Genomic DNA, 24,207 nt, shown 5'->3' with positions numbered 1-24,207 from the left:
GCGTGATGAAGTGGATGGCGCGCACGCACTTCGTGGTGCTGCACCGCTACCTGGGGCTGGCGATGGCGGCGTTCCTGCTGATCGCCGCCATCACCGGCAGCCTGCTGGCCTTCAACGACGAGCTGGACGCCTGGCTGGCGCCGCAACTGTTCGTCGCGCAATCGCCGCCCGGCGCGCCGCCGCTCGACCCCTTCGCGCTGCGCGAGCGGGTGCAGCAGCAGGTGGCGCCGCAGGGCCGCGTCGATGCCGTGCTGTTCAGGCTGGGCGGCGGTGCCACGGCGCGCTTCCCCGTGGCGCCCAACCCGGACCCGCGCACTGGCAAGTTCCATGTGCTGGGCTATGACGAGGTGTTTGTGGACCCGCACACCGGCCAGATCCAGGGCCGGCGCGCGCGCAACGGCATCAGCCTGCGGGCGGAGCAGCTGATGCCGCTGGTCTACAAGCTCCACCACTCGCTGGCCCTGCCCGGCGTCTGGGGCACCTTGCTGCTGGGCGTGGTGTCTTTGCTGTGGACGCTGGACTGCTTTGTCGGCGCCTACCTGACCTTCCCCAAGGCCCGCCCCTTCCTGCCCAAATGGAAGCCGGCCTGGGCCATCAAGTGGCGGGCCGGCGCCTACCGCGCCACGCTGGATCTGCACCGCGCCGGCGGCCTGTGGCTGTGGGCGGTGCTGCTGCTGTTTGCGTGGTCCAGCGTCATGTTCAACCTGCGCGATCCGGTGTACCGGCCGGTGATGGGCATGGTCTTGCCCTTTGACGATTCATGGCGCAGCGTGCCCCTGCGCGCCAAGCCGGTGCTGCGGCCCAGCCTTGACTGGCAGGCCGCGCACGCCGCCGCGCGCACCGCCTTGCAAGGCATGGCCGCAGAGATCGGCTTTGTGGCCGATGCCGAAGAGCGCCTGGCGCTGGACCGGCGCCGTGGCGTCTACGCCTACATGGTGCATTCGTCAGTGGACCTGCGCAGCGATGCCGGCAACACCGCCGTGCTCATCGATGCCGATACCGGCGAGCTGCGCGGCCATTGGCTGCCCACCGGCGGCACCCTGGGCAACACCGTCAGCAACTGGATGGGCGCGCTGCACATGGCGCAGGTGTTTGGGCTGCCCTACCGGATCTTTGTCGCCCTGCTCGGCGTGGCCGTGGCCATGCTGAGCGTGACCGGCGTGCTGCTGTGGTGGAAGAAGCGGCAGGCCAGGCGGATAGCGCGGGCCCGGTGATCACAGGCTGCCGGCAGACGCGCTACGCTGCGCTCTTTCCCCATCCACTGGAGCCCGCCCATGTCACCGACCCGCACCCTCACCTTGGCCATAGCCGCCGTCAGCACCGCACTGCTGGTGGCCTGCGCGCCGCTGCCCCGCAATGCCGGGGCCCAGGCCACGCCCCAGCAAGAGGCCAACCGCCAGGCCGTGCTGGCCTTCTATGAAAAAGGCCTGAACCAGAAAGACGCCGACGCCGCCCTGCAGTACGTGGGCAACCGCTACGTGCAGCACAACCCTGGCGCGCAAGACGGCCCCGAGGGCTTCCGCAAGTTTGTCGCCTTCCTGCGCGAGAAATTTCCGCAGTCGCGCAGCGAGATCAAGCAGTCCTTCGTCGACGGCGACTACGTGATCCTGCACGTGCACGCGGTGCGCGCGCCGGGCGAGCGCGGCAATGCCATCGTCGATATCTTCAAGCTGGAGAACGGCAAGATCGTCGAGCACTGGGATGTCGTGCAGCCCATTCCGGAGAAGGCCGCCAACACCAATGGCATGTTCTAAGAACCATTCCTTTCAAGGTCTTTGAGATATCCAGGCTTGGTTTGCCTTGCGGGCGGCGGGTGCCGGGAGTTCGCCCCGGCGGGCGAGTAACTTTCTCTTGTGTCGCCAAGAGAAAGTCACCAAAGAGAAGGCGACCCCACTGTGGCGGTCCGGCTTTGCCGGACTGCTCTGCGGTGCTCAGAGTCAGCAGGCGGCTGCGGAACTCGCTGCGCTCAAACAGTCCTCGCCGTCCCTTCGCTGCGCTACGGGCAACCTGCCGACTCTTCCGCTCCTCGACGCCACAGAGGGGACCCGGGACTGCCAGTCGGGCCGTCGCTGCGCTCGGCCTTTGTCTCTGCATTACTCCCTCCCCCGCTGGGGGAGGGTTGGGGTGGGGGCCGGCTGTTGGATGTTCAGGCTGTCCCACGCCGTTGGCAGGGCCGAGCAGCGCAGCGACGGGCGGATCAGGGATCGCCCTTGTCTGAGCGAAGCGAGTTTGGGCGATACCCCGCCCGGCGCGAGCAGCGCAGGGAAGCCCGCAGGGCCCCTGGCTCCGGCTCGCCTTTCTTTCTTTGGCGAAGCAAAGAACAAGTAGGTCGCCCGCCGGGGCGAGTCCCGGCACCCGCCGCCAGCAAGACACCCAAACTACCGAACAGATCACAAGACCTTGAAAGGGATGGTTCTAAGACCGTGTTTGCGATCTCTATGGGGTCGCGCCAGTGTCTTTGCGGGTTGGAGTGAAATCGGGCGCGAATTCGAAAGCCGTGGCGCGGAAGTGACGCTACTTAATTAATAGCTGCAAGCCGGCGAATATCCTGCACTTCAGGTACTTTTGTACCTGAAACGAAGGATATGCACCGGCATAGCGCTATGTTTCTTGATTTCCCGCATGCAGCACGTGTTCACGATTTGCATGCAAGGCCGGCCAGAACGCCCCACCGCCACCGCGCCGGCCAGGCAGCGGCCTACCTAGTTTCGGGGATGTACAGCTTGTTGCAAGCTGGGCAGCATCGGCGGCATTGGCGTGTCCATCCCGGGCGCGCGCGCAGGACCGTCCCATGCCCGCCTTGCACCGCTTCCTCATCCCCCTGGCCCTGCTGCTGGGCCTGCACGGCGTCGCCCAGGCCGCCATCTGCCGCGTGGCCGCTGACGGCAGTGCTGACGCCGACGCCGCCGCCGACGGCAGCAGTTGGACCCCGGCCACCACCCTGCAGGGCGCGCTGGGCAATGCCAACTGCGATGAGATCTGGGTCCAGCAGGGCCTGTACAAACCCACCACCGACGACGACCGCACGGTCAGCTTTGCCATCAACCGCCCGCTCAAGCTCTACGGCGGCTTCGCCGGCACGGAAACCGCGCTGGCGCAGCGCAGCGGCGGCAGCAGCAGCACCACGCTCTCGGGCGACATCGGAACGGCGGGCGACAGCAGCGACAACAGCTACCACGTGCTGGTCATAGGCGGGACGGGCGCTACCGGCAACGGCAGCTACACCAGCGCCGATACCGTGGTCGATGGCTTCACGGTGACGGCGGGGCGGGCGAATGAGGATTCGTCTCCTCACTTCTACGGCGGCGGCCTCTACTGCAATGGCCGCGGGGCGGGCAAGGTGTGCAGCCCGCTGCTGGCCGGGCTGGTCTTCCAGGGCAATGCAGCCACCGTCGGCGGGGCGATCCTCAACGATGGCAGCTCCGGCGGCAACAGCAGCCCCGCCATCACCAACGCCACCTTCAGCGGCAATTCAGCCGCCGTCAGCGGCGGGGCGATCTACAACTTTGGCTACTCCGGCGGCAACAGCAGTCCCGCCATCACCAACACCACCTTCAGCGGCAATTCAGCCACCAACAGCGGCGGGGCGATCTACAACTTTGGCTACTCCGGCAGCAGCAGCCCCGCCATCACCAACACCACCTTCAGCGGCAATTCAGCCGCCGGCAACGGCGGGGCGATCTACAACTATGGCGACTCCGGCAACAGCAGCCCCGCCATCACCAACACCACCTTCAGCGGCAATTTAGCCTCCACCGGCGGGGCGATCTACACCTTTGGCCTTGGCTCGACCAGCCGCCCCAGCGTGACCCGCTCGGTGTTCTGGGGCAATACGGCTGACAGTAACGGCGCCCAGGCGTGGACCGTGGGCAACGCCCAGATCACCTTCAACAACAGCCTGATCCAAGGGGGCTGCGCCAGCGGTGGTAGCAGCGGCGGCGGCGGCACCTGCTCCGACCCGCCGCTGACCGCTGACCCGCTACTCGGCTCCCTGCAGAACAACGGTGGCCCCACGCCCACCATGCTGCCGGCGGCCAATAGCCCGGTCATCGATGCGGGCGGCGCCTGCACCGGTAGCGACCAGCGCGGCGTGGCCCGCCCGCAGGGCAGTGCCTGCGATCTGGGGGCGGTGGAGCGGATCGCCCAGGCCGACCATGCCCTGAGCGTGGCCGCCAGCGGCCCGGGCCGGGTCAGTGCGGCGGCCTTGCCTGCCCCGATCAGCGGCAGCATCGCCCAGTGCCGCGCGGCCAGCGGCAGTTGCAGTGCGAGCTATACCGCCATAGAGACGACCCCGCAGGTCAGCGTCACCCTCACGGCCACGCCCGATGCGGGGCAGGTCTTCACCGGCTGGGGCGGGGACTGCATTGGCACGGGCACCTGCACGGTGGCGATGGACCAGGCGCGCAGCGTGAGTGCGGCCTTTGCCTTGCTGAGCTATACCGGTACGGCGCCTGGCGGCACGGGCAGTACCACGGCGGTGCTGGACAGCGATGGTGCGGGCTGCGTGCTGGACCCGGCGGCGGCATCCTTTACGGCCCCGGCCAACCCGCCGGCCGGGGTGACGTTCCCGCAGGGGGTGTTTGCCTTCCGCGCCACGGGCTGCACCAGCAGCGTGGCGGCGCCGGCGGTGCTGACGGTGACGCTGACCTACCCGCAGGCCCTGCCCCCCGGGGCGCAGTACTGGAAGTTTGGCCCGAGCGCGGCCAACCCTGTGCCGCATTGGTTCGTGCTGGCGGGCGCCACCCTCAACGGCAATACCGTGAGCTTCCAGCTCACCGACAACGGTGACGGCGACAGCGACCCGGCCCTGGGCAGCATCACCGACCCGGGCGGCCCGGGCGTGCTGGCGGTGGCCGCTGGCGGCGTGACGGCGATCCCGGTGGATGCGCCCTGGATGCTGGCGCTGTTGACGCTGTTGCTGGGCGGGGCGGCCTGGCGTGCCAAGCGGGTGGGCTACAGGCAGGGCCAAGGGCACTCATTTATTGATAGCTGATAGCCCAGGATGCAGCTGGGCTAGAGGCATATTTCATTCAAAAACCGTAACTACTCACGCCCCGTTCGCCCTGAGCTTGTCGAAGGGCCACTCCAAGGCGCGCCCTGGCTTCGACAGGCTCAGCCCGAACGGATGGAGAGAGCAATCTGAGGCAGGTACCTAATCAGGCCTATTTTCTTCAAAAGTTGCCAACTACCCAGGTCCCACACCGAACGGTGTGAAGAGCGCCCGACCGGTGTAGCCGGCGCTACCCCTCGAACTGCGGATGCAGCTGCCGGATGCGCGTCATGGCCATGCCGGCGGCTGCCGTGCGCGTCTCCACGCCCAGCTTGGCGAGGATGCGCTCCAGGTGCTTCTTCACCGTGGCCGGGCTGGCGCCGAGGATGTCAGCGATGTCGCGGTTGATCTTGCCCTTGACGACCCAGTAGAGCACCTCGGCCTCGCGCGCGGTGAGCTTGAAGGACAGGCTCATGGCCTCGATCACGGCGGCGTCGTTGGCCTCGCGCATGATGATGAGCCAGTCGCCGCCCACCTCTTGATCGCCGGTCTGGCGGTGCAGGCGAAAGCTCAGGCGCCTGGCGCCCAGCTCGAAGGACAGGCGCGGCGGCTCGATCTGGCGCTCGGCCTCGGCCAGGTGGCGGCGCAGCCAGTCCAGCACGGGCGCGGGCGTGGTCGGGGCGCTGGTGCCGAAGTAATCCAGCAGCAGGTCACGCGCCAGCGGCGTCTGCCACATCAGGCGGCCGTCTTCGGCGCGCACGGTGATGCTGGCGTAGCCAAAGGCATCGAGCGCATTGCGCGCCTGGCCGGCCTGCTGGGCCTGCTGGCGCTTTTCGCGCGCGCCCTGCAGGTGCACGTTCATGCGCGCCAGCACTTCCTTGGGCTTGATCGGCTTGGTGACGTAGTCGACGCCGCCGGCCTCCAGTGCGGCCACCAGGTGCTCGGTCTCGGTCAGGCCGGTCATGAAGATGATGGGGATGTGCGCCGTGGCCGGCGTGGCCTTGAGCCGGCGCGCCACCTCGAAGCCGTCCATGCCCGGCATCATGGCGTCGAGCAGCACGATGTCGGGCCGCGCCTGCGCGGCGCGTGCCAGCGCCGCCTCGCCGCTGGTGGCCACCAGCACGGTGTAGCCGGACTCGTCCAGCGCGTCGTGCAGCACGGCCAGGTTGTCGGGCACGTCGTCCACGATCAGCACCAGGTCGGTGTTGGCGCGGTCCAGCGTGCGGGCCAGGGCGGGCGCGCCGGTGTCAGGCAGAGGTGGAAGGGGCAGCGGGTCCATCGGTGGGGCGGGCCGGGTCGGCAAGGGCGAGGCGACGGCCGATCGTCTCGAACTGGAATTGTCGCGCCAGCGCGCGCATCTCTTGCACAAAGGCGGCGCAGCCGGGTTGCTGCTGCTCGATCTCGTCCAGGGTGTTGAGGATGCCGCGGTAGTAGCCCAGCTCGACCACCTCGCGCAGCGCGGCGCAGGCGGCGGCGTCGGGCAATTGCAGCGCGGCCTGCGGCGCAATTGGTGCGGCCGGCGGCTCGGCGTGCCAGGCAATGGCCAGGTGGCGCTCCAGCCAGTCGAGCAGCTCGCTGTGGCGCACGGGCTTGACGATGAAATCCTCGGGCCGTATGCCGACGTCGTTGTCCAGCCCCTTGTCAAAGGCGTTGGCCGACACCACCGCCACCTGCACGCCGGCATGGCCGGCCGCGCGCAGGCGGCGGATGGTCTCCCAGCCGTCGATGCCGGGCATGGCCAGGTCCATGAGCACCGCGTCGGGCCGGTAGCCGGCGGCCAGCAGGTCCAGGCAGTCGTGGCCGCTGGCGGCCGTGCGCAGCTCAAAGCCCAGCGGCTCCAGCAGGTGCACCAGCAGCTCGCGGTCGGGCTCCTCGTTGTCGACCACCAGGATGCGGCGGCGCGGGCCGTCGTAGCCGCGGCGCGGCGCCTTGGGCGCAGCCACGGGTGCGGCGCGGCCGGGCTCGGCATGCACCTCGGGCAGAAACAGCCGCACGCGGAAGGTCGAGCCGCGCCCGGGTGTGCTGTCCACCGTCAGCTCGCCGCCCATCAGGTCGGTCAGCATCTTGGCGATGGTCAGGCCCAGGCCCGCGCCCGGTGCCGCCGGCGCGGCGGCGCTGCCGGATGACGCACCGCGCGTGAAGGGCTCGAACACCTGGGCCAACTCGTCGGCCGACATGCCGGGGCCGGTGTCGGCGATTTCGATCACCGCCATCTCGCGCACATGGCGCACCGCCAGCCGCACCTCGCCCTGCGCCGTGAACTTGATGGCGTTGCCGATCAGGTTGATCAAGATCTGCCGCAGCCGGCCTTCGTCGGCGCGCACCGTCTCGGGCAGGCTGCCCTGCACGTCGAAGCGAAACGCCAGGCCCTTGGCCTGCGCCTGCGGCTCGAACATGCCGGCCATCTCGTGCAGGCAGTCGGCAAACTGCATGGGCTTGACCGCCAGCGTGAGCTTGCCGGACTCGATGCGGGCGATGTCCAGCGTGCCCTCGATCAGCGACAGCAAATGCTCGCCGCCGCGCTTGATCACGCTCACCGCCTGGCGCCGGTGCGGCGGCACGGCCGGGTCTTCGCCCATCAGCTGCGCATAGCCCAGGATGCTGTTGAGCGGCGTGCGCAGCTCATGGCTGATGGCGCTGATGTAGCGGCTCTTGGCCTGGTTGGCCTGGTCGGCCACGCGGCGCGCCTCTTCGGCCACCACGCGCGCCTGCTGCAGCGCGCGGTCGGTGCGGCGGTGCGACTCGACCTCTTCCACCAGCAAATGGGTCTGGCGGTTGGATTCTTCTTGCGCCACACGGCGGCTCTGGTGCGCCAGCACCAGCCACCAGGCGACCACGCCAGAGATCACCAGCAGCGCCATGTAGGCCTTGAGAAAGCCGGTGCGCAGCGCGGCCTGCGCCCCATGCACCACCGATTCGCCCAGCGCCCGAAGTTCCTGGTGATACAGCAGGCCAAACACCACGCCCAGCAGCGGCACGATCACCAGCATCAGCAACAGGAAATGGCCCAGGCCGGTGTCGAGGTAAGGCCAGATGCGGCGCGGCAGCAGCCAGCGCAGCGTGGCCGACCATTGCGACGCCAAACTGGCGTGCGGCTTGCACAGGTCGCCGCAGCGCGCATCCAGCGTGCAGCACAGCGAGCAGATGGCGCCACGGTAGGCCGGGCACTGCGCCATGTCCGGGCCTTCGTACTCGCGCTCGCAGATCACGCAGCGCAGCGTGCCGCCCAGGTAAGCCCCTTCTTGCGGCTGGCGCGCCAGGTAGTAGCGCCCGCGCGTGGCCCAGGCAATCAATGGCGAGGCCACAAAGGCCGTGCCCAGCGCGATCAGCGCCGAAAACGCCTGCGCCATGGGCCCGAACACGCCCAGGTGCGCCGCAATCGACAAGGCTGATGCCAAGCCCATCGCGCCCACGCCCACCGGGTTGATGTCGTACAGGTGCGCGCGCTTGAACTCTATGCCCGGCGGCGACAGGCCCAGCGGCTTGTTGATGACCAGGTCGGCCACCACCGCCATCATCCAGGCGATGGCGATGTTGGAGTACAGGCCCAGCACATCGCCCAGGGCCTCGAACACGTTCATCTCCATCAGCATGAAGGCGATCAGCGTGTTGAACACCACCCACACCACGCGCCCCGGGTGGCTGTGGGTCACGCGCGAGAAGAAGTTGCTCCAGGCCAGCGAGCCGGCGTAGGCGTTGGTGACATTGATCTTGAGCTGCGACAGCACCACGAAGATGGCCGTGGCCGCCACCGCCAGCCCGTAGTGCGGGAACACGTACTCGTAGGCCGCCAGGTACATCTGGTTGGGGTCTACCGCGCGCTCGGCCGGCACCATGTGCGATATCGCCAGCCAGGCCAGCAGCGCGCCGCCCAGCATCTTGACCACGCCCAGCAGCACCCAGCCCGGGCCGCCGCCCAGCACGCCCAGCCACCAGCGCCGCGCCTTGCCGGGCTGGCGCTCGGGCATGAAGCGCAGGTAGTCGGCCTGCTCGCCCATCTGCGTGATGAGCGCAATGCCCACCGTCAGCGCCGCACCAAACAACGGCAGATGAAAGCCGGCACCCGCGCCATTTTCACCACCGTAGTGCACGATTCCAGAAAACGCACCAGGATCGCGCACCAGCACATAGGCAAAAGGCACCACCAGCATGCACAGCCACAGCGGCTGGGTCCACAGCTGCAGCCGGCTGATGACCGACACGCCATGCGTCACCAGCGGAATCACCACCAGCGCGCACAGCAAATAGCCCCAGCGCGGCGGAATGCCCAGCGCCAGCTCCAGCGCATAGGCCATCACCGCCGCCTCCAGCGCAAAGAAGACGAAGGTAAAACAGGCGTAGATCAGCGAGGTGATGGTCGAGCCGATATAGCCAAAGCCCGCGCCGCGCGTGAGCAAATCCATGTCGACGCCGTAGCGCGCCGCATAGATGCTGATCGGCAGCCCCGCCAGGAAGATGATCAGCCCGGTCGCCAGGATGGCCCAGAAGGCATTGGCCACGCCGTACTGCACCAGCAGCGTGGCCCCCACCGCCTCCAGGATCAGGAAGGACGCCGCGCCAAACGCGGTATTGGCCACCCGCCACTCCGACCACTTGCGAAAGCGCCGGGGCGTAAAGCGCAGCGCGTAGTCCTCCATGGTCTCGCTGCCGACCCAGCTGTTGTAGTCGCGGCGGATCTTCACCACGCGCTGCAGCGGTGCCTGCGGGCGCGGCGGCTCGTCTGAGGGGGTGGACAGCGGGGCTTGGGCGGACATGGGCGTGGAGGGATGGCCCCACTACGGTGCAGCATCCGTGCCACCGCTGTCAGCAAAGTTGGCAGCTATTAAATATGTAGCTATCAGCCCAGTCTGCACCTGGGCTAAGGCCATATTTCATCAATATTCAGGCTAAGCGGCTTTCAGCTCCGGCGCAGGGAAGTCCGCCGCCACACTGATAAAGCTCGCTGTTCCCTGTTCGATCAAAAGTACCGAATCGGCGATGGCACGGACGGTCGCAAGATCATGCGTAATGAACAACACCGCGATCTGCGCCTCGCGTTGCAAGCGGCTGAACAGCGCCAGCACGCTCTGCCCCACCAGCGGGTCGAGTGCCGAGGTCGGCTCGTCGCAGACCAGCACGGTGGGCTCGGCAGCAAAAGCGCGCGCAATGCAGACGCGCTGCTTTTGTCCACCAGACAGCTGATGGGGATATCGGTCCAGGATGGCCGCATCAAGCTCCACCTGCTCGGCGAGCGCGACGATGCGTTGCTCGCGGGCTTCACCACGCAAGCCGAAGTAGAACGTCAAGGGCCGGCCGATGGCCTCGCGCACGGTATGGCGCGGGTTCAGCGCCACGTCTGGCAGTTGGTGGATCAACTGGACAGCACGCAGTTCTGCCTTGCTGCGCTTGCGGTAGTCCGCCGCCAACAGACGCCCGTTCACCCATACGCGCCCCGAGCTCGGCCGCAGCAGCCCGCTCACCACGCGCGCGAGACTCGATTTACCCGAGCCCGACTGCCCCACCACGGCCAGCGTACGACCTGCGGGAATCCCGAACGACACATCTTTCAGCACCGGCACGCCGTTGGCGTAGCTCGCGGTGACATGCTCGACGGCAAGCGCCTGCGGTAGCTCTGCAAGGCCTTCATCCACCACATCGCAAGCCGCACGCGCCACGTGCGACACGTTCAGCAGGCGCTGCGTGTAGTCGCTTTGCGGGGCTTCGATGACTCGGCGCGTCGGCCCGTACTCGACCATCCGCCCGTCGCGCAGCACCAGCATGTCGTCCGCAATGTCAGCGACGGTTGCGAGGTCATGGCTGATATAGAGCGCCGCCGTGCCGGTCTTGTGCAGCGCATGGCGTACGGTCGCCAGCACCTGCTTGCGCGTGTCGGCGTCGAGCGCGGTGGTTGGCTCGTCGAACACGATCACATCGGGTGAACTGCAAAGCGCCATCGCCGTCATCGCGCGCTGCAACTGGCCGCCCGATACCTGGTGCGGGTAGCGCTGGCCAAACCGCGCCGGGTCGGGCAGTCCCAGCAGCTCGAACAAATCCACCGCCCGCATGGCCGCATCGCGCGCCGACATGAGCCGCCGCGCCACCGCCGTCTCCACGACCTGATCCAGCAGCCGCATCGACGGCGTGAACGCAGCCGCCGCCGATTGCGCAACGTAGGCAATGCGGGTGCCGCGCAGCAGGCTCAGGCCTTGCTCGCCCAACGTGAGCAGATCGGTGCCGCCCAGTGCCATCCGGCCACCGGCATGCCGCAGCCCGGCACGAAAGTGCCCAAGCGCGGCCAGCCCCAGTGTGGATTTACCCGCCCCGGATTCGCCAATGATGCCCAGAATGCGTTTGCGCTCGAGCGTGAACGAAACCTGATCGAGTACGCGCCGCGTAGTGCCACGGGCGTTGAATGCATCGATCGTCAGATCGCTGGCAGAAAGCACGATATCGCTCATGCCGTCCCTTCGCGCCGATGGGAAATCCAGTCGAGCAGCGCATTGATGCTCAAGCTCAGCAAGGCGATGGCCGCACCGGGAATCAAGGCGGCCCAGACGCCGAAGAGCACGCCGTCCTTGTTCTCCTTGGCCAGGCTGCCCCAGTCGGTCGCCGGCGGCTGCAGCCCCAGCCCCAGAAATGACAGCGTTGAAATCAACAGCACCGCAAACACAAGGCGCAAGCCGAATTCCGCAACCAGCGCTTGCGCCACGTTGGGCAGTACCTCGCGAAAAATCAGCGCGATGCTTCCCTCCCCTCGCAAACGCGCCACCTCGACATAGTCGAGCGCGCCCGCGTCTGCGGCCAGCGCCCGGGCCACGCGAAAAACCCGCATCGCTTCCAGCGCCGCGACCACCAGGCACACCGTCGCAGCGCCCGACGGCACCACCGACAACACCACCAGCGCAAATACGAGCGTTGGAATCGACATGAACACATCGTTGATGCGCGACAGCGCCGAGTCGACATGGCCGCCCCGCAAACCGGCGAAGAGCCCCAGTACGCCGCCGGTGGCGAACGCCAGCACGGTCGACAACGCAGCGAGCCCCAAGGTGGTACGCGTGCCGAAGATCAGGCGCGACAGCGCATCACGCCCGAGGTTGTCGGTGCCGAGCCATGCCTGCGACGACGGCCCGTCCCAGTTCCCTCCGACGATGTCGTTGATTCCGTGCGGCGCCAGCCACGGAGCCAGCAGCACCAGCAATGCGCAGGCGAGCAGAAACGCGAGTGACAGATAAGGGGTGCGCCTCACCGCGGATACCTCAGGCGCGGGCTGGACGCGAGCGCGATGATGTCGGCGGTCAGATTGAGCATCACGTAGATGGCGCCAAAAATGACGCCGCATGCCTGGACGGCCGGCACATCGCGCTTCACCACGCTGTCGACCATGTACTGCCCAAGGCCCGGGTAGACAAAGATCGTCTCGACGACAACCGCGCCCACCATCAGATAAGCAACATTGAGCGCAATGATGCTGGCAATCGGCGAGACCGCGTTGGGCAATGCATGCCGCCAGATCACGCGAGCGCGCGATAGCCCCTTGAGTTGCGCCATCTCGACAAACGGCTGCGCCATCAGGTCAGTCAAGGCCGTGCGGGTCATGCTGGCCATGTGGCCCAGAATCGCCAGCACCAGCGTGGCGCAAGGCAATGCAAGCGCCGCCATGCTGGCGGACAGGCCCTGCGATGCACCGCCCGCAGCACTGCTCGGCAGCCATTCAAGTGCGACCGAGAACACGAGGATCAGCAGGTACCCGGTAAAAAACTCCGGCAGCGCAACCGACAGCCGCATCACGGAGATGATCGCGCGATCAATCCAGCCGCCGCGATTGAGCACGGCCAACATGCCGAGTGCGAGCGATGCGGGAATCGCGATCGCCGCCGCACTGGCCGCGAGCAGCAGCGTGCTCGCCAGGCGCGGTGCGATGCTCTGCGCCACGCTGGTACGCGTCGTGTAGCTGATGCCCAGATCGCCGTGCGCAAGCTGCCCGAGCCAGCTACGGTAGCGTTCAAGCACGGGCCGATCAAGGCCAAGCTCATGCTCCATCGCCTGCACGGCGGACGGCGTCGCAGACTGGCCGAGGATGGTGGCGGCGATATTGCCCGGCAGCAGATTGGTCCCGGCAAAGATCAGGGTCGCGGCCGCAAACAGCGTCACCACACCCAGCGCCATGCGTCTTGCCACCAGAAGCACCAGTGGCGCGATGCGGTAGTTGCCGCCCCGCGCCCACACACCCGCGCTCAACTCGCGAACCATACCTTCTCCGCCGCACGTGAACCGACCTCGCCGGGGATGTCGATATAGCCGCGCAGGTTCGAGCGTGCCGCCCGCAAGGAGTCGGCATACAGCGGGATCACCGATGCACCCTGCTCGCTATAGAGCACCTGAATGTCGTGATAGATCTGCTTGCGGCGCGCTTCGTTGGTTTCCGCCCGCGCTGCGGCAACGAGCTGGTCGAAGGCCGGGTTCTTCCACTTCGATTCGTTCCACGGCGCGTCAGACACGCAGATCATCGACAGATAGGCGTCGGCGGTCGGCCTGTTCTGCCACGACGATGCGCAGAAGGCCTGCTTCATCCACACCTGGGTCCAATAGCCGTCGGCAGGTACACGGTTCACGCTGAACGGGATCCCGGCCTTGCTCGCCGAGCGCTGATACAACTCGGCAGCGGACACCGCCCCATTGAAGGTCGCCCCATCGGCCGCCGACAACACGATCGGCTGGGACACCCCCGACTTCTTCCAGTAGAACGCCGCCTTGTCCGGGTCGTAGGCGTGCTTCGGTATGTCGGCGGTGTAGAAGCGATTCGACGGATACAGCGGGTTGTCGTTGGCGACCGATCCATAACCACCGAGCAGCGATGTGCGCAACTGCTCGCGATCGATTGCGTACTTGAGCGCGGTGCGGACGTCATTGTTGTTGAACGGCTTCTGGTCCGCCAACATCGGGAAGAGAATGTTGTAGGTATCGCGAGCGCGGTACAGGCGAATGGCGGACACCGACTCGATCCGTTTCGTCAGGCGCGGCTCCAGGCGATGGATCAGATGCACCGAGCCGCTCAACAGCGCGGCAACGCGCGCCGCGCTGTCGTTGTAGGCCACCGTCTCGACCGAATCGACGAAGCCGCGGCCCGTGTCCCAGTAGTTCGCATTGCGGCGTGTCAGCACGCGCACACCCGGCTGGAATTTTTCGAGCACGTAGGCGCCGGTGCCTATGCCCTTGTCGAAATCCGCGCCCTTGGGCGTGATGCCGAAATGCACGTCGCCCAGCAGATAGGGGAAGTCGACATTGGGCGCATTCAGCTTGATCGTGATCTCGCTGGGGCCGGTCACCGCGATGTCCGTTACCGGATCGAGATAGCTCTTGGCCGCAGACTGCGAGTCTTTGCCGCGATGGTGGTTGAGCGAGTACACGACATCGTCTGGCTCCAGCGTCTTGCCGTTGTGGAACTGCACGCCGCGCCGGAGCTTGATGACCCACACGCGCGCGCCTTCGCGGCTGTCCCAGCTCTCGGCAAGGCCGGGGCGCAGCGAGCCGTCGTCGTTCAGATCGGTCAGCGTGTTGAAGATCTGCCGCCCGACGCTGTACATGTAATCTTCAAAGTAGAACGCGGGATCGATCCGGTCGCTGCTCGAAGCGGTATCGACACCGAGCACCAGGTGGCCGCCGCGCTTTGGTGTTTCAGCCGCGTACGCGGGTGCGCCGAGCAATGCAGAACCAGAGAGCGCCGCCGCCGTGGTGCCGGCGCGCTGCAGGAAACGGCGACGCGCAAAGTCGTCGGGGCGCAGCGAATCATCGCTGACATAGTCAGATTGCATGGTGAGACAGATGAGAAGAGAGGGGGCGACTTGCGCGATTACAGGGATTCGGCGCGCACCGCGCTGGCCAGCAGTTCGATGTGCTCGGGGCCGACGCCGCAGCAGCCACCGATGATCGACGCGCCGGCGTCAGACCAGCGGCGCGCAAAGGCTGCATAGCCAGCCGGCTGCAGATCCTCGCGCAAGGCACTCAGGCCAGCGTTGGCCGCGCCGCGCTGGCGCTCGGGAACAAAGGTGTTCGCATACACCCCCAGGGCGATGTCGGCCTTCGCCGCATCCCGCGCAAGCCGTGCGGTACGCACCGCCGCTTCCATGATTTCCGCCTGGCTGCAATTGAACAGGAAGGCTTTGGCGCCTAGCGCCAGCGCCACGGCCAACGCCGCCTCGATGCTCTCCCCCGAGCGCAGCGTGGGGGCAACGCGGCCCGCGACGATCGCCTCGACATCGGCGGTGTCGTCGAGCGTGAACGACAGCCAAAGCGGCCGCGTATCACTGCCCAGTGCTGCATGTGCCGCCACAGCTTCGGCGGTGGAACTGAGCGTCTCGCCAAGCCACAGGTCAACGTGGGGCGAAAGGCCTTCGACCAGCGTCTTCAACAAGGGGGCTGCAGCGGCGGCATCGAACAAATCGGGGCGGTAGGAGCCAAGCACCGGCGGCAACGAGCCCGCCACCTGCACCGGGTGCTGGCTTGCGCCGGCCGCGGCCCGTGCCAGGCTGCCGGCACGATCGGCAAGCTCCCGTCCACGCGCGGCAAACCGCTCGTCGCCGATATGGAAAGGCACCACCGCATAGGAGTTGGTCGTGATGGTGTCTGCACCTGCGCGCACAAATGAATCGTGGGCGGTACGCACAAATTCGGGTGCCTCGATCAGCGCAAGGGCTGACCATTCAGGCTGCTGAAACGGCGCACCGATCCGCAAGAGTTCACGGCCCATGCCACCATCCAGAATTCGTATCGCCATCGCTTGTTTTCTCGAAAAAGGCAGCATGGTACCTATCAAAGCGCAAACAGAAAACGAAGCATTCTTCCTAAGCATATTCAGTCGGCCACACGCGGCCGGCAAAGCCGCATAGCTATTAAATATATAGCTATAAGCCCAGTCGGCACCTGGGCTCAAGGCATATTTCATCAAAAACATGCGTCTGCCCGGTGCGCAGCCAGCCATCCCAGGGTTTGCACCCTTGCCCCCACGGCAGAAGAGGTATTGAGGCACAATCGCGCCTTGGCCAGCGTGGCGTGATCATTGCATCGCCCCGCCGGTCACACACCACACCTCCATGCGCCGCGCCCCCTCGCCCCAGCTGCTTGTCAGCGCCCTTCTGATGCTCGTGCTGGCTTTTGCCGCGCTGGCCGGGTCGGGCTGCAAGCGGCCGTCCGGGCAGCCGCCAACGGCCATCGTGCTGCCGGCACTGAGCATGGCGGCGGCCGAGCAGGCAGACGAGCTCTTCGTCTTCGAGCACCCCGAGCTCAGCACCGCCGACCTCAACGCCGTGGCGGCGCAGGTGGCGCTGGATACCCAGGTCAGCAACGATGACCGCACTGAAATGATCGAGTGGGCGCCCACCGCGCGCGCCACGCTTGTTGCATCGCACGGCCAGCCGCCGGCCGCGCCCCAGGGCTACCCACGCCCATCGCTCCAGGATCTGCTGCGCCCGCCCAGGGCCTGATCCCCAGCGCGCGTCGTTCTGGCGCGCGCAGCCATCCCTTTTCGTGTCCGTGATGCCGGGTGTGCCGGCACGCGTCCCTCGCACGCCCCGCGTGCCCTGACCGAATCGCCTCGGCAACGAGGCGGCATCGCCATGCCTTATCGAGAAATTTCTTCGCGCACCGTGCCCACGGTGCTCCTGGCCGCGCTTGGCCTGCTGCAGGCCGCCACGGCCGCTGCCCAGACGCCGGCCGCACGCGCACAGGCGCTGGATCTGCCGGCCGCAGCCGCCTCCGGCGCCGCCGCAGCCACGCCTGACAGCAGCCTGCCCCGCATCGGGCTGGATGCGCTGACCGACACCGTGCTGCTCTACAACCCGGGCCTGCTCGCGGCCCAGCGCTCGCGCATGGCGGCCACGGCCGGCGTGCAAAGCGCTGGCGCACTGCCCAACCCACGGCTGGAGTACGGCCGTGGCGACCAAAGCGCGCGCTCTGCCGGCAGCATTGGGGGCCGGGTGCAGACCATAGGCGTGTCGCAGTTGATCGAAAACCCCGCGCTGCGGCGCGCCCGCGTGGATGCCGCCCAGTCCGGCGAGCGCGGCAGCACCCAACTGGTTGCCGTGGCGCGCAACGAGCTGGTGGCCCAGGTGCGGCTGCGCGCCTACGACTACCTGCTGCGCCAGTCCGAGGCCGCCGCCGCTGGCGAGGCGCTGGCCTTGCTGGAGCAGGTCAACAGCCGGGTGCGCGCCCGCGTGGCCAGCGGCGAGGCGCCGCGCTACGAGCTGATCAAGGCCGAGGCAGAAATCATCAACGCCCGCTCGCAGCAGCAAACCGCGCTGCTGCAGGCCGAGCAGGCCGCCATCGTGCTCAACCGGCTGGCCGCCGGCGCCCTGCCCCCGCGCTGGGCGCTGGACGCCGCGCTGGACGATGGCCGCCCCGCCCCCGATCTGGCCCTGCTGCGCCAGCAGGCGCGCGACGACAACCCCGAGCTGCGCGTGCTGCGCGCCGAGACCGAGCGCGCCCAGGCCCAACTGGACGGCGCACGCGCCGGCCGCTGGCCCGGCGTGGAGCTGCGCTACAGCCAAAGCCGCGACCCGGACGTGAAGCAAAACATCCTCGGCGTGAGCCTGCAGATCCCGCTGCTGGACCAGCGCAGCGGCCCCATTGCCGAGGCCGGCGCCGAGCTGGAGCGCGCACGCGGCCGGGTCGAAGGCCGCGAGGCCGAGCTGGAGCAGCAACTGCTGCAGGCCAGCAAGTCGCTGGAGATGGCGCAGCTGCGCGCCCAGGCCCTGAGCGAAGGCGCGGTGCGCGACGCCGAAGCCGCCCTGCGCGTGGCCGACGCCGCCTACCGCTTTGGCGAGCGCGGCATTCTGGATGTGCTGGACGCGCAGCGCGTGCTGCGCTCGGTGCGCGCCGACCTGCTCACCGCGCGCTACCAGGTGCAGGCCGCGCGTGTGGACCTTGACCTGCTGGCCGGCCGCTGGGCCGAAGCCCCCGCCGCCACCGCCCCCGTGCCCTACGCACGCTGACCCCATTGCCCTTCGAGGACCCGACCATGTTCCGTTCAATCCCCCGTCTTCCCCAAAGCCGCAGCGCGCAGGCCGCACTGCTGTTGTGCGCCGCGCTGCTGCTGCAGGCCTGCGGCAAATCCGACACGGCCGCGCCAGTCGCGGTGAGCCCGCCGGCCGACCCGATGCTGGTGCAGGTGCCGCCGCAGATGGCGTCCAACTTCAAGGTTGCGCCGCTGCGCACGGCCGAGATCGCCACCGTGCAAGAGGTAGCTGGCCGCATCGAGGCCAATGAGCGCCTGCTGTCGCGCATTGGCGCATCCGTTACCGGCCGCGTGACCGAGGTGCTGGCCGAGCTGGGCGACAACGTGCGCGCCGGCCAGGCGCTGGCCCGCGTCGCCAGCCCCGAGCTGACGCAGGCCCAGCTGGCCGTGCTGCGCGCCAACGCCTCCAGCGCGCTGGCCAGCCGCGCGGTGGAGCGCGCACAGCAGTTGATACAGGCCGACGTGATCGGCACGGCCGAGCTGCAGCGCCGCGAATCCGAACTGGCGATTGCCCGCGCCGAGCTGCGCGCCGCCACCGACCAGTTGCGGCTGATGGGTGTCTCCAACGGTGAGGTAGAGCAACTGCGCCGCCAGGGCACGCTGGCCACGGCCACCGTGGTCAGCGCGCCGCGCGCCGGCGTGGTGATAGAGCGCACCGTGAGCCAGGGCCAGGTGGCCCAGCCGGGCGACCCGCTGTTTACCGTGGCCGACCTGGGCACAGTCTGGGTCGTGGGCGCGCTGCCCGAACAGGCTGCCAGCACGGTAGAGGCCGGCCAGTCGGTGGAGATCGAGGTGCCCGCGCTGGGCGGCACCCGCCTCACCGGCAAGATCGTCTACGTCGGTGCCACGGTGCAGGCAGAGACGCGCACGGTGGCCATCCGCACCCAGGTGGACAACGCCAACCGCTCGCTCAAGCCGCAGATGCTGGCCACCATGTACATCTCTGCCGCGCCCAAGAAGGTGCTGGCCCTGCCCGCCGCCGCCGTGGTGCGCGAGAACGACCGCGACCACGTCTTTGTGCAGGCCGGCGATCAGCAGTACCGCCTGACGCCGGTGGAACTTGGCCCGCAGAGCAATGGCGTGCGCCCGCTGCTGCAGGGCGTGAAGGAAGGCACGGAAGTCGTCGTCGATGGCGCCTTCCACCTCAACAACGAGCGCAAGCGCGCAGAACTGGAATAAGCCCATGATCACTTCCCTGATCCGGGCCGCACTGAGCCAGCGGCTGCTGGTGGTCGTGCTGGCGCTGGTGCTCTGCGCCTTCGGCCTGCGCGAGGCCACGCGCCTGTCGGTCGATGCCTTCCCCGACGTCACCAACGTGCAGGTGCAGATCGCCACCGAAGCCCCGGGCCGCTCGCCCGAGGAGATCGAGCGCTTTGTCACGGTGCCGCTGGAAATCTCCATGACCGGCCTGCCGGGGCTGACCGAGATGCGCTCGCTCAACAAGAGCGGGCTGTCCATCATCACCCTGGTCTTCACCGAAAAAACCGACGTGTACTTTGCGCGCCAGCTCGTCACCGAGCGGCTGATCGAGGTCACGCCGCGCATGCCGGCCGGCATCGTGCCGGTGCTGGGACCGGTATCCACCGGGCTGGGCGAGGTCTACCAGTACACGCTGGACCACCCCGACGACGGCGAGCGCGCGCTCACGCCCGAGGAACTGGCCGAGCGCCGCACCATCCAGGACTGGGTGGTGCGCCCGCTGCTGCGCTCCATCCCGGGCGTGGCCGAGATCAACTCGCAAGGCGGCTACGTGCGCCAGTACCAGGCGCTGGTAGACCCGGCGCGGCTGCGCCACTACGGCCTGTCGGTGCAGAAGGTGGTGGACGCGATTGCCGCCAACAACTCCAACGCCAGCGGCGGCTTCTTGCCAGTGGCCACCGAGCAGTACCTGATCCAGGGCGTGGGCCTGATCCGCACGCTGGATGACATCGGCAACATCGTGGTGAAGGAAGAAAAAGGCGTGCCGGTCTTCGTGCGCGACCTGGCAGAGGTCAAGCTGGGCCATGAGGCGCGCCAGGGCGCGATCATCAAGGGCGGCTATACCGAGTCGGTGTCGGGCATCGTGCTGATGATGCGCGGCGGCAATGCCAAGGAGGTTGTCACGCGGGTGAAGGCGCGGGTGGACGAAATCAACGCCAAGGGCATGCTGCCCGGCGGCCTGCAGATCAAGTCCTTCTATGACCGCACCGACCTGGTCGACTCGGCCCTGTGGACGGTCGGCAAGGTGCTGATCGAAGGCATTGCGCTGGTGGTGGTGGTGCTGTTTGTGTTTTTGGGCGACGTGCGCTCCAGCCTGATCGTGGTGGCCACGCTGATCATCACGCCGCTCACCACCTTCATCATGATGAACCGCTACGGCATCTCGGCCAACCTGATGTCGCTGGGCGGCTTGGCGATTGCCATCGGACTGATGGTGGACGCCACCGTGGTGGTGGTGGAAAACGTCTACCACCGGCTGGGCCAGATGAAGGAAGGCGGCGCCTCCAAGGTGCGCACCATCCTGCAGGCCACGAGCGAGGTGGCCACGCCCACCATCTTCGGCATCCTGATCATCATCCTGGTGTTCTTGCCGCTGATGACGCTGCAGGGCATCGAGGGCAAGATGTTCGGCCCGCTGGCGCTGACCATTGCCATATCGCTGTTTGTCTCGCTGCTGGTGTCGCTGTTTCTGTCGCCGGTGCTGTGCTCTTACTTCCTGAAGGTCAAGCCCGGTGCGGGCGACCACGACACGCGCGTGATCGCCTTCATGAAGCGGCACTACCTGCGCCTGCTCGACGGCGCCAGCGCGCGCAGCCGGCTGACGCTGGGCGTGGCGGTGTTGCTGCTGCTGGGCTCGATGGCGCTGTTCCCCTTCCTCGGCAAGTCCTTCATGCCGACCATGAAGGAAGGCGCGCTCACGCCGCAGATCAACCGCGTGCCCAGCATCTCACTGGACGAATCCATCCGCATGGAAATGGACGCGATGAAGCTGGTGGCCTCGGTGTCGGGTGTGAAATCGGTGGTGTCCAAGCTCGGCCGTGGCGAGTCGCCAGCCGACCCGGCCGGCCCGAACGAGTCGGACCCGATCGTGCTGCTCGACCCCGACAGCAAGCGCAGCCAGGACGAGATCGACGAGGAAATCCGCGAGAAGCTGTCGACCATCCCGGGCGTGCAGATCGTGCTGTCGCAGCCGATCTCCGAACGGGTGGACGAGATGGTGACGGGCGTGCGCTCGCAGGTGGCAATCAAGGTCTTTGGCGACACCCTGCCTGAGCTCAAACGCGTCTCCGAGCAGGTCGCGCGCATCCTGAAAGACGTGCCGGGCAGCCGCGACATCCGCATCGAGCGGCTGTCCGGCCAGCAGGCGCTGATGGTGGACATCGACCGCAAGGCCATCGCCCGCCAGGGCCTGAACGTGGCCGACGTGCAGGCCATCATCGAGGCCGCCATTGGCGGCAAGGTGGTGACCACGCTGTATGAGGGCGAGCGCCGCTACGCCGTGGCGGTGCGCTTCCCCGAGGGCGCGCGCAACTCGGCCGAGGCCATCGGCAACACCATGCTGCCCACGCCCGACGGTGCCCAGGTGCCGCTGTACAGCGTGGCGCGCATCCAGCTGATGGACGGCCCGGCGCAGATCAGCCGCGAAAGCGGCAAGCGCCGCGTGGTGGTGGGCGCCAACGTCGAGGGCCGCGACCTGGCCGGCTTCGTGGCCGAGGTGCAGCAGCGCATCGACCGCGAGGTGCAACTGCCAGAGGGCTACTACTTCGAGTACGGCGGCCAGTTCGAGAACATGGAGCGCGCCATGGCCACGCTGGCCGTCATCGTGCCGCTGACCATTGCCGCCATCTTCTTCCTGCTGTTCATGCTGTTCAAGTCGGTCAAGCTGGCCGGGCTGATCATTCTGGTGCTGCCCTTTGCCTCCATCGGCGGGCTGGTCGGGCTGTTCGTCACCGGCGAGTACGTGAGCGTGCCGGCCTCGGTGGGCTTCATCGCGCTGTGGGGCATTGCGGTGCTGAACGGCGTGGTGCTGGTCAGCTACATCCGCAAGCTGCGCGAAGACGGCTACGACGTGGCCGCCGCCGTGCGCGAAGGCTGCGTGCAGCGCTTCCGCCCGGTGATGATGACCGCCACCGTCGCGCTGCTGGGCCTGGTGCCCTTCCTGTTTGCGACCGGCCCGGGCTCGGAAGTGCAACGGCCACTGGCCATCGTGGTGATCGGCGGGTTGATCTCGTCCACGCTGCTGACGCTGGTGGTGCTGCCTACGCTGTACCGCTGGTTTGATGAAAAGCCTTTGGAGGCTTAAGCCATAGAGACAAGCGTGGCGTCCAAAGCGCCACGCTTCCAACCGCTTATCTGGAGAACACCATGAAAGAAATCCGCGCCATCGTGCGCCCCAGCCGCATCGACCGCCTGCGCGACGCGCTGCGCGCCATCCCCAACTTCCCCGGCGTGACCCTGTTCAAGGCCGAAGGCTTCACCGCCCCCGCCGCCGTCGACAAGCGCACCGTCAAGCAGGAGCTGACCGACTTCTCGGACAAGATCATGCTCAGCGTGCTCGCCGAAGACACCATGGTCCCCGTGATCCGCGAGGCCATCATCGAGAGCTGCCACACCGGCAACATCGGCGACGGGCTGGTGTGGGTGGTGGACATTGGCGAGATGCACCGCATACGCGATCGCAGCGTGTACGAGTGACAACTATCAAATAGATAGCTAACAGCCCAAGCGGGTCCTGGGCTAAAGGCATATTTCATGCCAAACCCCGTACCGCGCGCTACAGCGTGGTCTTGAGCAGCGGCCCCTTGAACAGGATCGGCCCGGTCGGGCCGCTGCCGGGCGGGACACCGCCCTTGGGCTCCAGCGAGATGGCCAGCGTGGGCACGGGCGCGACCTCGCCTTCGGCGGCGGTCAGGCGCACCAGCGGGCCTTCGCCGATCACGCCCAGCGACTTCGGGCCACCGGACACCGGCAGCGCCCAGAGCTGCAGCGAGCGGTCGGATGCCTCCTGGTAGCTGCCCACGCGCTTGAGGGTGAGCGAGCGCTTGGCCGGGTCGAAGGTGACCAGCACCGAGGCGCTGGCCTTGTCGTCTTGCAGCACGGCCACGTATTCCACCTGGGACACCGATTGCAGCTGCGCCAGTTGCACGCCGCTCTGGTCGAGCTGGTGGTCCAGCCGCACACCGACCGCCACGGCGGCGACGGTGGCCAGCGCGCCGGCCAAAGCCGCGCCGCGCCACAGGCCGAGCGCGCGGCGCAGGCGCTGCAGCAAGGCGTCCGATGCGGTTGGTGCTGCCGGCACGCGCCGCACCTGCAGCGCCGCCAGATCGTTTTCTATGCGCTTCCAGACATTGGGGCTGGGCAGATCGGCGGGCTGCAGCTCGGTGAGCGAGGCAAAGCACTCTTGCCACAGCAGCGCGCGGGCGCGCACGCCGGGGTTTTCGCGGGCCAGGGTCTCGAAGCGGCGGCGGGCGCCGCCGCGCAGCGTGCCCAGCGCATGGCTGGCCGCCAGTTGGTCGAGCAGGTCGGGGTGGTCGCGCAGGTTCATGCGAACCTCTGCATGCAGTGGCGCAACTGCTCTATGCCGCGCCGGATCCAGGTCTTGACGGTGCCCAGCGGCAGCTTGAGCTGCTCGGCCAGCTCGCCGTGGCTCAGGTCGCGCAGGTAGGCCAGGCTGACCACTTCGCGCTGCTTGGGCTCCAGCCGCGACAGGCACTGGCGCAGCGCCCAGGCCTGCTCGCTGGCGCTGGCGGCGTCAGACGGGTCAATGCCCTCGCCGGCCATGGTTTCTTGCAGGTAGTCGTCCAGTTCCTGGTTCTGGTCGACGCGCTCGCTGCTGCGGCGGCGCAAAAAATCCAGTGCGCGGCTGCGCACGACCACGCCCATCCAGGCCATGGGCGGGCTCAGGCTGACGCGGTAGTCGGCCGCTATGCGCCAGATGTTGAGGTAGGCGTCTTGCAGCGCGTCTTCGGCCCATTCGCGCTTGCCGGTGACGCGCAGGGCAACGCCGTAGAGGCGGGACGAGGTCAGCTCGTACAGCTCCCGCAGGGCGGCGGCTGCGTCCTGGTCATGGGTGGCGATGCGTTCCATAAGATCGATCAGCGCCTGGTCGGGGTGGTCTGCAGCCATGCACGATTGTGGTCCATGGCTGCCTTACGCGGCAGAGCGGCGCTTGGATGCGTGCCGCCCTCGCCTAAAATTGCGGGTTTTTCCCAGCCGGAACCCCGGCGGGGAAGCCGCCATTCCTCCC

At 67.6% G+C, this 24,207-nt stretch carries 17 protein-coding genes; 8 read left to right on the top strand and 9 right to left on the bottom strand.

Annotated features, from left to right (window positions below; genetic code table 11):
* The first annotated feature begins 5 nt into the window (after positions 1-5).
* The 3 genes from AAFF27_09200 to AAFF27_09190 all read left to right on the top strand — a co-directional run bounded on the left by AAFF27_09200 (position 6) and on the right by AAFF27_09190 (position 4,993).
* Positions 6-1,214: a PepSY-associated TM helix domain-containing protein gene (locus AAFF27_09200; GenBank protein XAH26192.1), complete on the top strand. Its 1,209-nt coding sequence runs from the start codon at positions 6-8 to the stop codon at positions 1,212-1,214.
* A gap of 60 nt (positions 1,215-1,274) precedes the next feature.
* Entirely contained in the window at positions 1,275-1,754 is a 480-nt protein-coding gene (locus tag AAFF27_09195; GenBank protein ID XAH25349.1) for a nuclear transport factor 2 family protein, read from the top strand.
* Positions 1,755-2,791: 1,037 nt separating this feature from the next.
* The gene (locus tag AAFF27_09190; protein ID XAH25348.1) at positions 2,792-4,993 is read left to right on the top strand and encodes a choice-of-anchor U domain-containing protein; all 2,202 of its coding nucleotides are present in this window, start codon (positions 2,792-2,794) and stop codon (positions 4,991-4,993) included.
* 247 nt (positions 4,994-5,240) lie between these two features.
* On the opposite strand, the gene AAFF27_09185 is transcribed toward AAFF27_09190, so the two are convergent.
* From AAFF27_09185 to AAFF27_09155, 7 genes are all read right to left on the bottom strand, one after another.
* Positions 5,241-6,269, bottom strand: a complete 1,029-nt coding sequence (locus AAFF27_09185; protein XAH25347.1) for a response regulator transcription factor — start codon at positions 6,267-6,269, stop codon at positions 5,241-5,243.
* Positions 6,238-9,744 (bottom strand): ATP-binding protein, encoded by a 3,507-nt coding sequence (locus AAFF27_09180; GenBank protein ID XAH25346.1) that lies wholly within the window; start codon positions 9,742-9,744, stop codon positions 6,238-6,240. Before AAFF27_09180 ends, AAFF27_09185 begins: the two co-directional genes overlap by 32 nt.
* 132 nt (positions 9,745-9,876) lie before the next feature.
* On the bottom strand, positions 9,877-11,427 hold the full coding sequence (locus AAFF27_09175; GenBank protein XAH25345.1) for an ABC transporter ATP-binding protein: 1,551 nt from the start codon (positions 11,425-11,427) through the stop codon (positions 9,877-9,879).
* Complete coding sequence (locus AAFF27_09170; GenBank protein ID XAH25344.1) at positions 11,424-12,218, bottom strand: ABC transporter permease; 795 nt, start codon at positions 12,216-12,218, stop codon at positions 11,424-11,426. The genes AAFF27_09175 and AAFF27_09170 overlap by 4 nt, the downstream gene beginning before the upstream one ends.
* Positions 12,215-13,222, bottom strand: a complete 1,008-nt coding sequence (locus AAFF27_09165; protein ID XAH25343.1) for an ABC transporter permease — start codon at positions 13,220-13,222, stop codon at positions 12,215-12,217. Before AAFF27_09165 ends, AAFF27_09170 begins: the two co-directional genes overlap by 4 nt.
* Positions 13,207-14,784, bottom strand: coding sequence for an ABC transporter substrate-binding protein (locus AAFF27_09160; GenBank protein XAH25342.1), 1,578 nt, complete (start codon positions 14,782-14,784; stop codon positions 13,207-13,209). Before AAFF27_09160 ends, AAFF27_09165 begins: the two co-directional genes overlap by 16 nt.
* Before the next feature lie 38 nt (positions 14,785-14,822).
* On the bottom strand, positions 14,823-15,923 hold the full coding sequence (locus AAFF27_09155; GenBank protein XAH25341.1) for a homocysteine S-methyltransferase family protein: 1,101 nt from the start codon (positions 15,921-15,923) through the stop codon (positions 14,823-14,825).
* A gap of 139 nt (positions 15,924-16,062) precedes the next feature.
* On the opposite strand from AAFF27_09155, the gene AAFF27_09150 reads away from it, so the two are divergent.
* The 5 genes from AAFF27_09150 to AAFF27_09130 all read left to right on the top strand — a co-directional run bounded on the left by AAFF27_09150 (position 16,063) and on the right by AAFF27_09130 (position 22,655).
* Positions 16,063-16,452, top strand: a complete 390-nt coding sequence (locus tag AAFF27_09150) for a hypothetical protein (protein XAH25340.1) — start codon at positions 16,063-16,065, stop codon at positions 16,450-16,452.
* 132 nt (positions 16,453-16,584) lie between these two features.
* Complete coding sequence (locus AAFF27_09145) at positions 16,585-17,958, top strand: TolC family protein (GenBank protein XAH25339.1); 1,374 nt, start codon at positions 16,585-16,587, stop codon at positions 17,956-17,958.
* Between the two features lie 26 nt (positions 17,959-17,984).
* The gene (locus AAFF27_09140) at positions 17,985-19,160 is read left to right on the top strand and encodes an efflux RND transporter periplasmic adaptor subunit (GenBank protein XAH25338.1); all 1,176 of its coding nucleotides are present in this window, start codon (positions 17,985-17,987) and stop codon (positions 19,158-19,160) included.
* 4 nt (positions 19,161-19,164) lie between these two features.
* Positions 19,165-22,263, top strand: coding sequence for a CusA/CzcA family heavy metal efflux RND transporter (locus AAFF27_09135; protein ID XAH25337.1), 3,099 nt, complete (start codon positions 19,165-19,167; stop codon positions 22,261-22,263).
* Positions 22,264-22,325: 62 nt separating this feature from the next.
* Positions 22,326-22,655: a P-II family nitrogen regulator gene (locus AAFF27_09130; GenBank protein ID XAH25336.1), complete on the top strand. Its 330-nt coding sequence runs from the start codon at positions 22,326-22,328 to the stop codon at positions 22,653-22,655.
* Positions 22,656-22,734: 79 nt separating this feature from the next.
* Here the strand turns inward: AAFF27_09130 and AAFF27_09125 are convergent, their stop codons facing one another.
* Positions 22,735-23,505 (bottom strand): anti-sigma factor, encoded by a 771-nt coding sequence (locus tag AAFF27_09125; GenBank protein XAH25335.1) that lies wholly within the window; start codon positions 23,503-23,505, stop codon positions 22,735-22,737.
* A complete protein-coding gene (locus AAFF27_09120) occupies positions 23,502-24,086 on the bottom strand; it encodes a sigma-70 family RNA polymerase sigma factor (protein ID XAH25334.1) in 585 nt (194 codons plus the stop codon). The genes AAFF27_09125 and AAFF27_09120 overlap by 4 nt, the downstream gene beginning before the upstream one ends.
* Between the last annotated feature and the right edge of the window lie 121 nt (positions 24,087-24,207).

The sequence above is a fragment of the Xylophilus sp. GW821-FHT01B05 genome, assembly GCA_038961845.1.
Lineage (GTDB): Bacteria > Pseudomonadota > Gammaproteobacteria > Burkholderiales > Burkholderiaceae_C > Xylophilus.
Note: the sequence above shows the minus strand (reverse complement) of the source record. Positions and strands in the feature narration are given on the sequence as shown.

Bases quoted from the DNA above. Each gene is read 5' to 3' on its own strand.
- AAFF27_09200 (XAH26192.1), top strand. From the start codon at position 6: ATGAAGTGGATGGCGCGCACGCACTTCGTGGTGCTGCACCGCTACCTG.
- AAFF27_09195 (XAH25349.1), top strand. From the start codon at position 1,275: ATGTCACCGACCCGCACCCTCACCTTGGCCATAGCCGCCGTCAGCACC.
- AAFF27_09190 (XAH25348.1), top strand. From the start codon at position 2,792: ATGCCCGCCTTGCACCGCTTCCTCATCCCCCTGGCCCTGCTGCTGGGC.
- AAFF27_09185 (XAH25347.1), bottom strand. From the start codon at position 6,269: ATGGACCCGCTGCCCCTTCCACCTCTGCCTGACACCGGCGCGCCCGCC.
- AAFF27_09180 (XAH25346.1), bottom strand. From the start codon at position 9,744: ATGTCCGCCCAAGCCCCGCTGTCCACCCCCTCAGACGAGCCGCCGCGC.
- AAFF27_09175 (XAH25345.1), bottom strand. From the start codon at position 11,427: ATGAGCGATATCGTGCTTTCTGCCAGCGATCTGACGATCGATGCATTC.
- AAFF27_09165 (XAH25343.1), bottom strand. From the start codon at position 13,222: ATGGTTCGCGAGTTGAGCGCGGGTGTGTGGGCGCGGGGCGGCAACTAC.
- AAFF27_09160 (XAH25342.1), bottom strand. From the start codon at position 14,784: ATGCAATCTGACTATGTCAGCGATGATTCGCTGCGCCCCGACGACTTT.
- AAFF27_09155 (XAH25341.1), bottom strand. From the start codon at position 15,923: ATGTTTTTGATGAAATATGCCTTGAGCCCAGGTGCCGACTGGGCTTAT.
- AAFF27_09150 (XAH25340.1), top strand. From the start codon at position 16,063: ATGCGCCGCGCCCCCTCGCCCCAGCTGCTTGTCAGCGCCCTTCTGATG.
- AAFF27_09145 (XAH25339.1), top strand. From the start codon at position 16,585: ATGCCTTATCGAGAAATTTCTTCGCGCACCGTGCCCACGGTGCTCCTG.
- AAFF27_09140 (XAH25338.1), top strand. From the start codon at position 17,985: ATGTTCCGTTCAATCCCCCGTCTTCCCCAAAGCCGCAGCGCGCAGGCC.
- AAFF27_09135 (XAH25337.1), top strand. From the start codon at position 19,165: ATGATCACTTCCCTGATCCGGGCCGCACTGAGCCAGCGGCTGCTGGTG.
- AAFF27_09130 (XAH25336.1), top strand. From the start codon at position 22,326: ATGAAAGAAATCCGCGCCATCGTGCGCCCCAGCCGCATCGACCGCCTG.
- AAFF27_09125 (XAH25335.1), bottom strand. From the start codon at position 23,505: ATGAACCTGCGCGACCACCCCGACCTGCTCGACCAACTGGCGGCCAGC.
- AAFF27_09120 (XAH25334.1), bottom strand. From the start codon at position 24,086: ATGGCTGCAGACCACCCCGACCAGGCGCTGATCGATCTTATGGAACGC.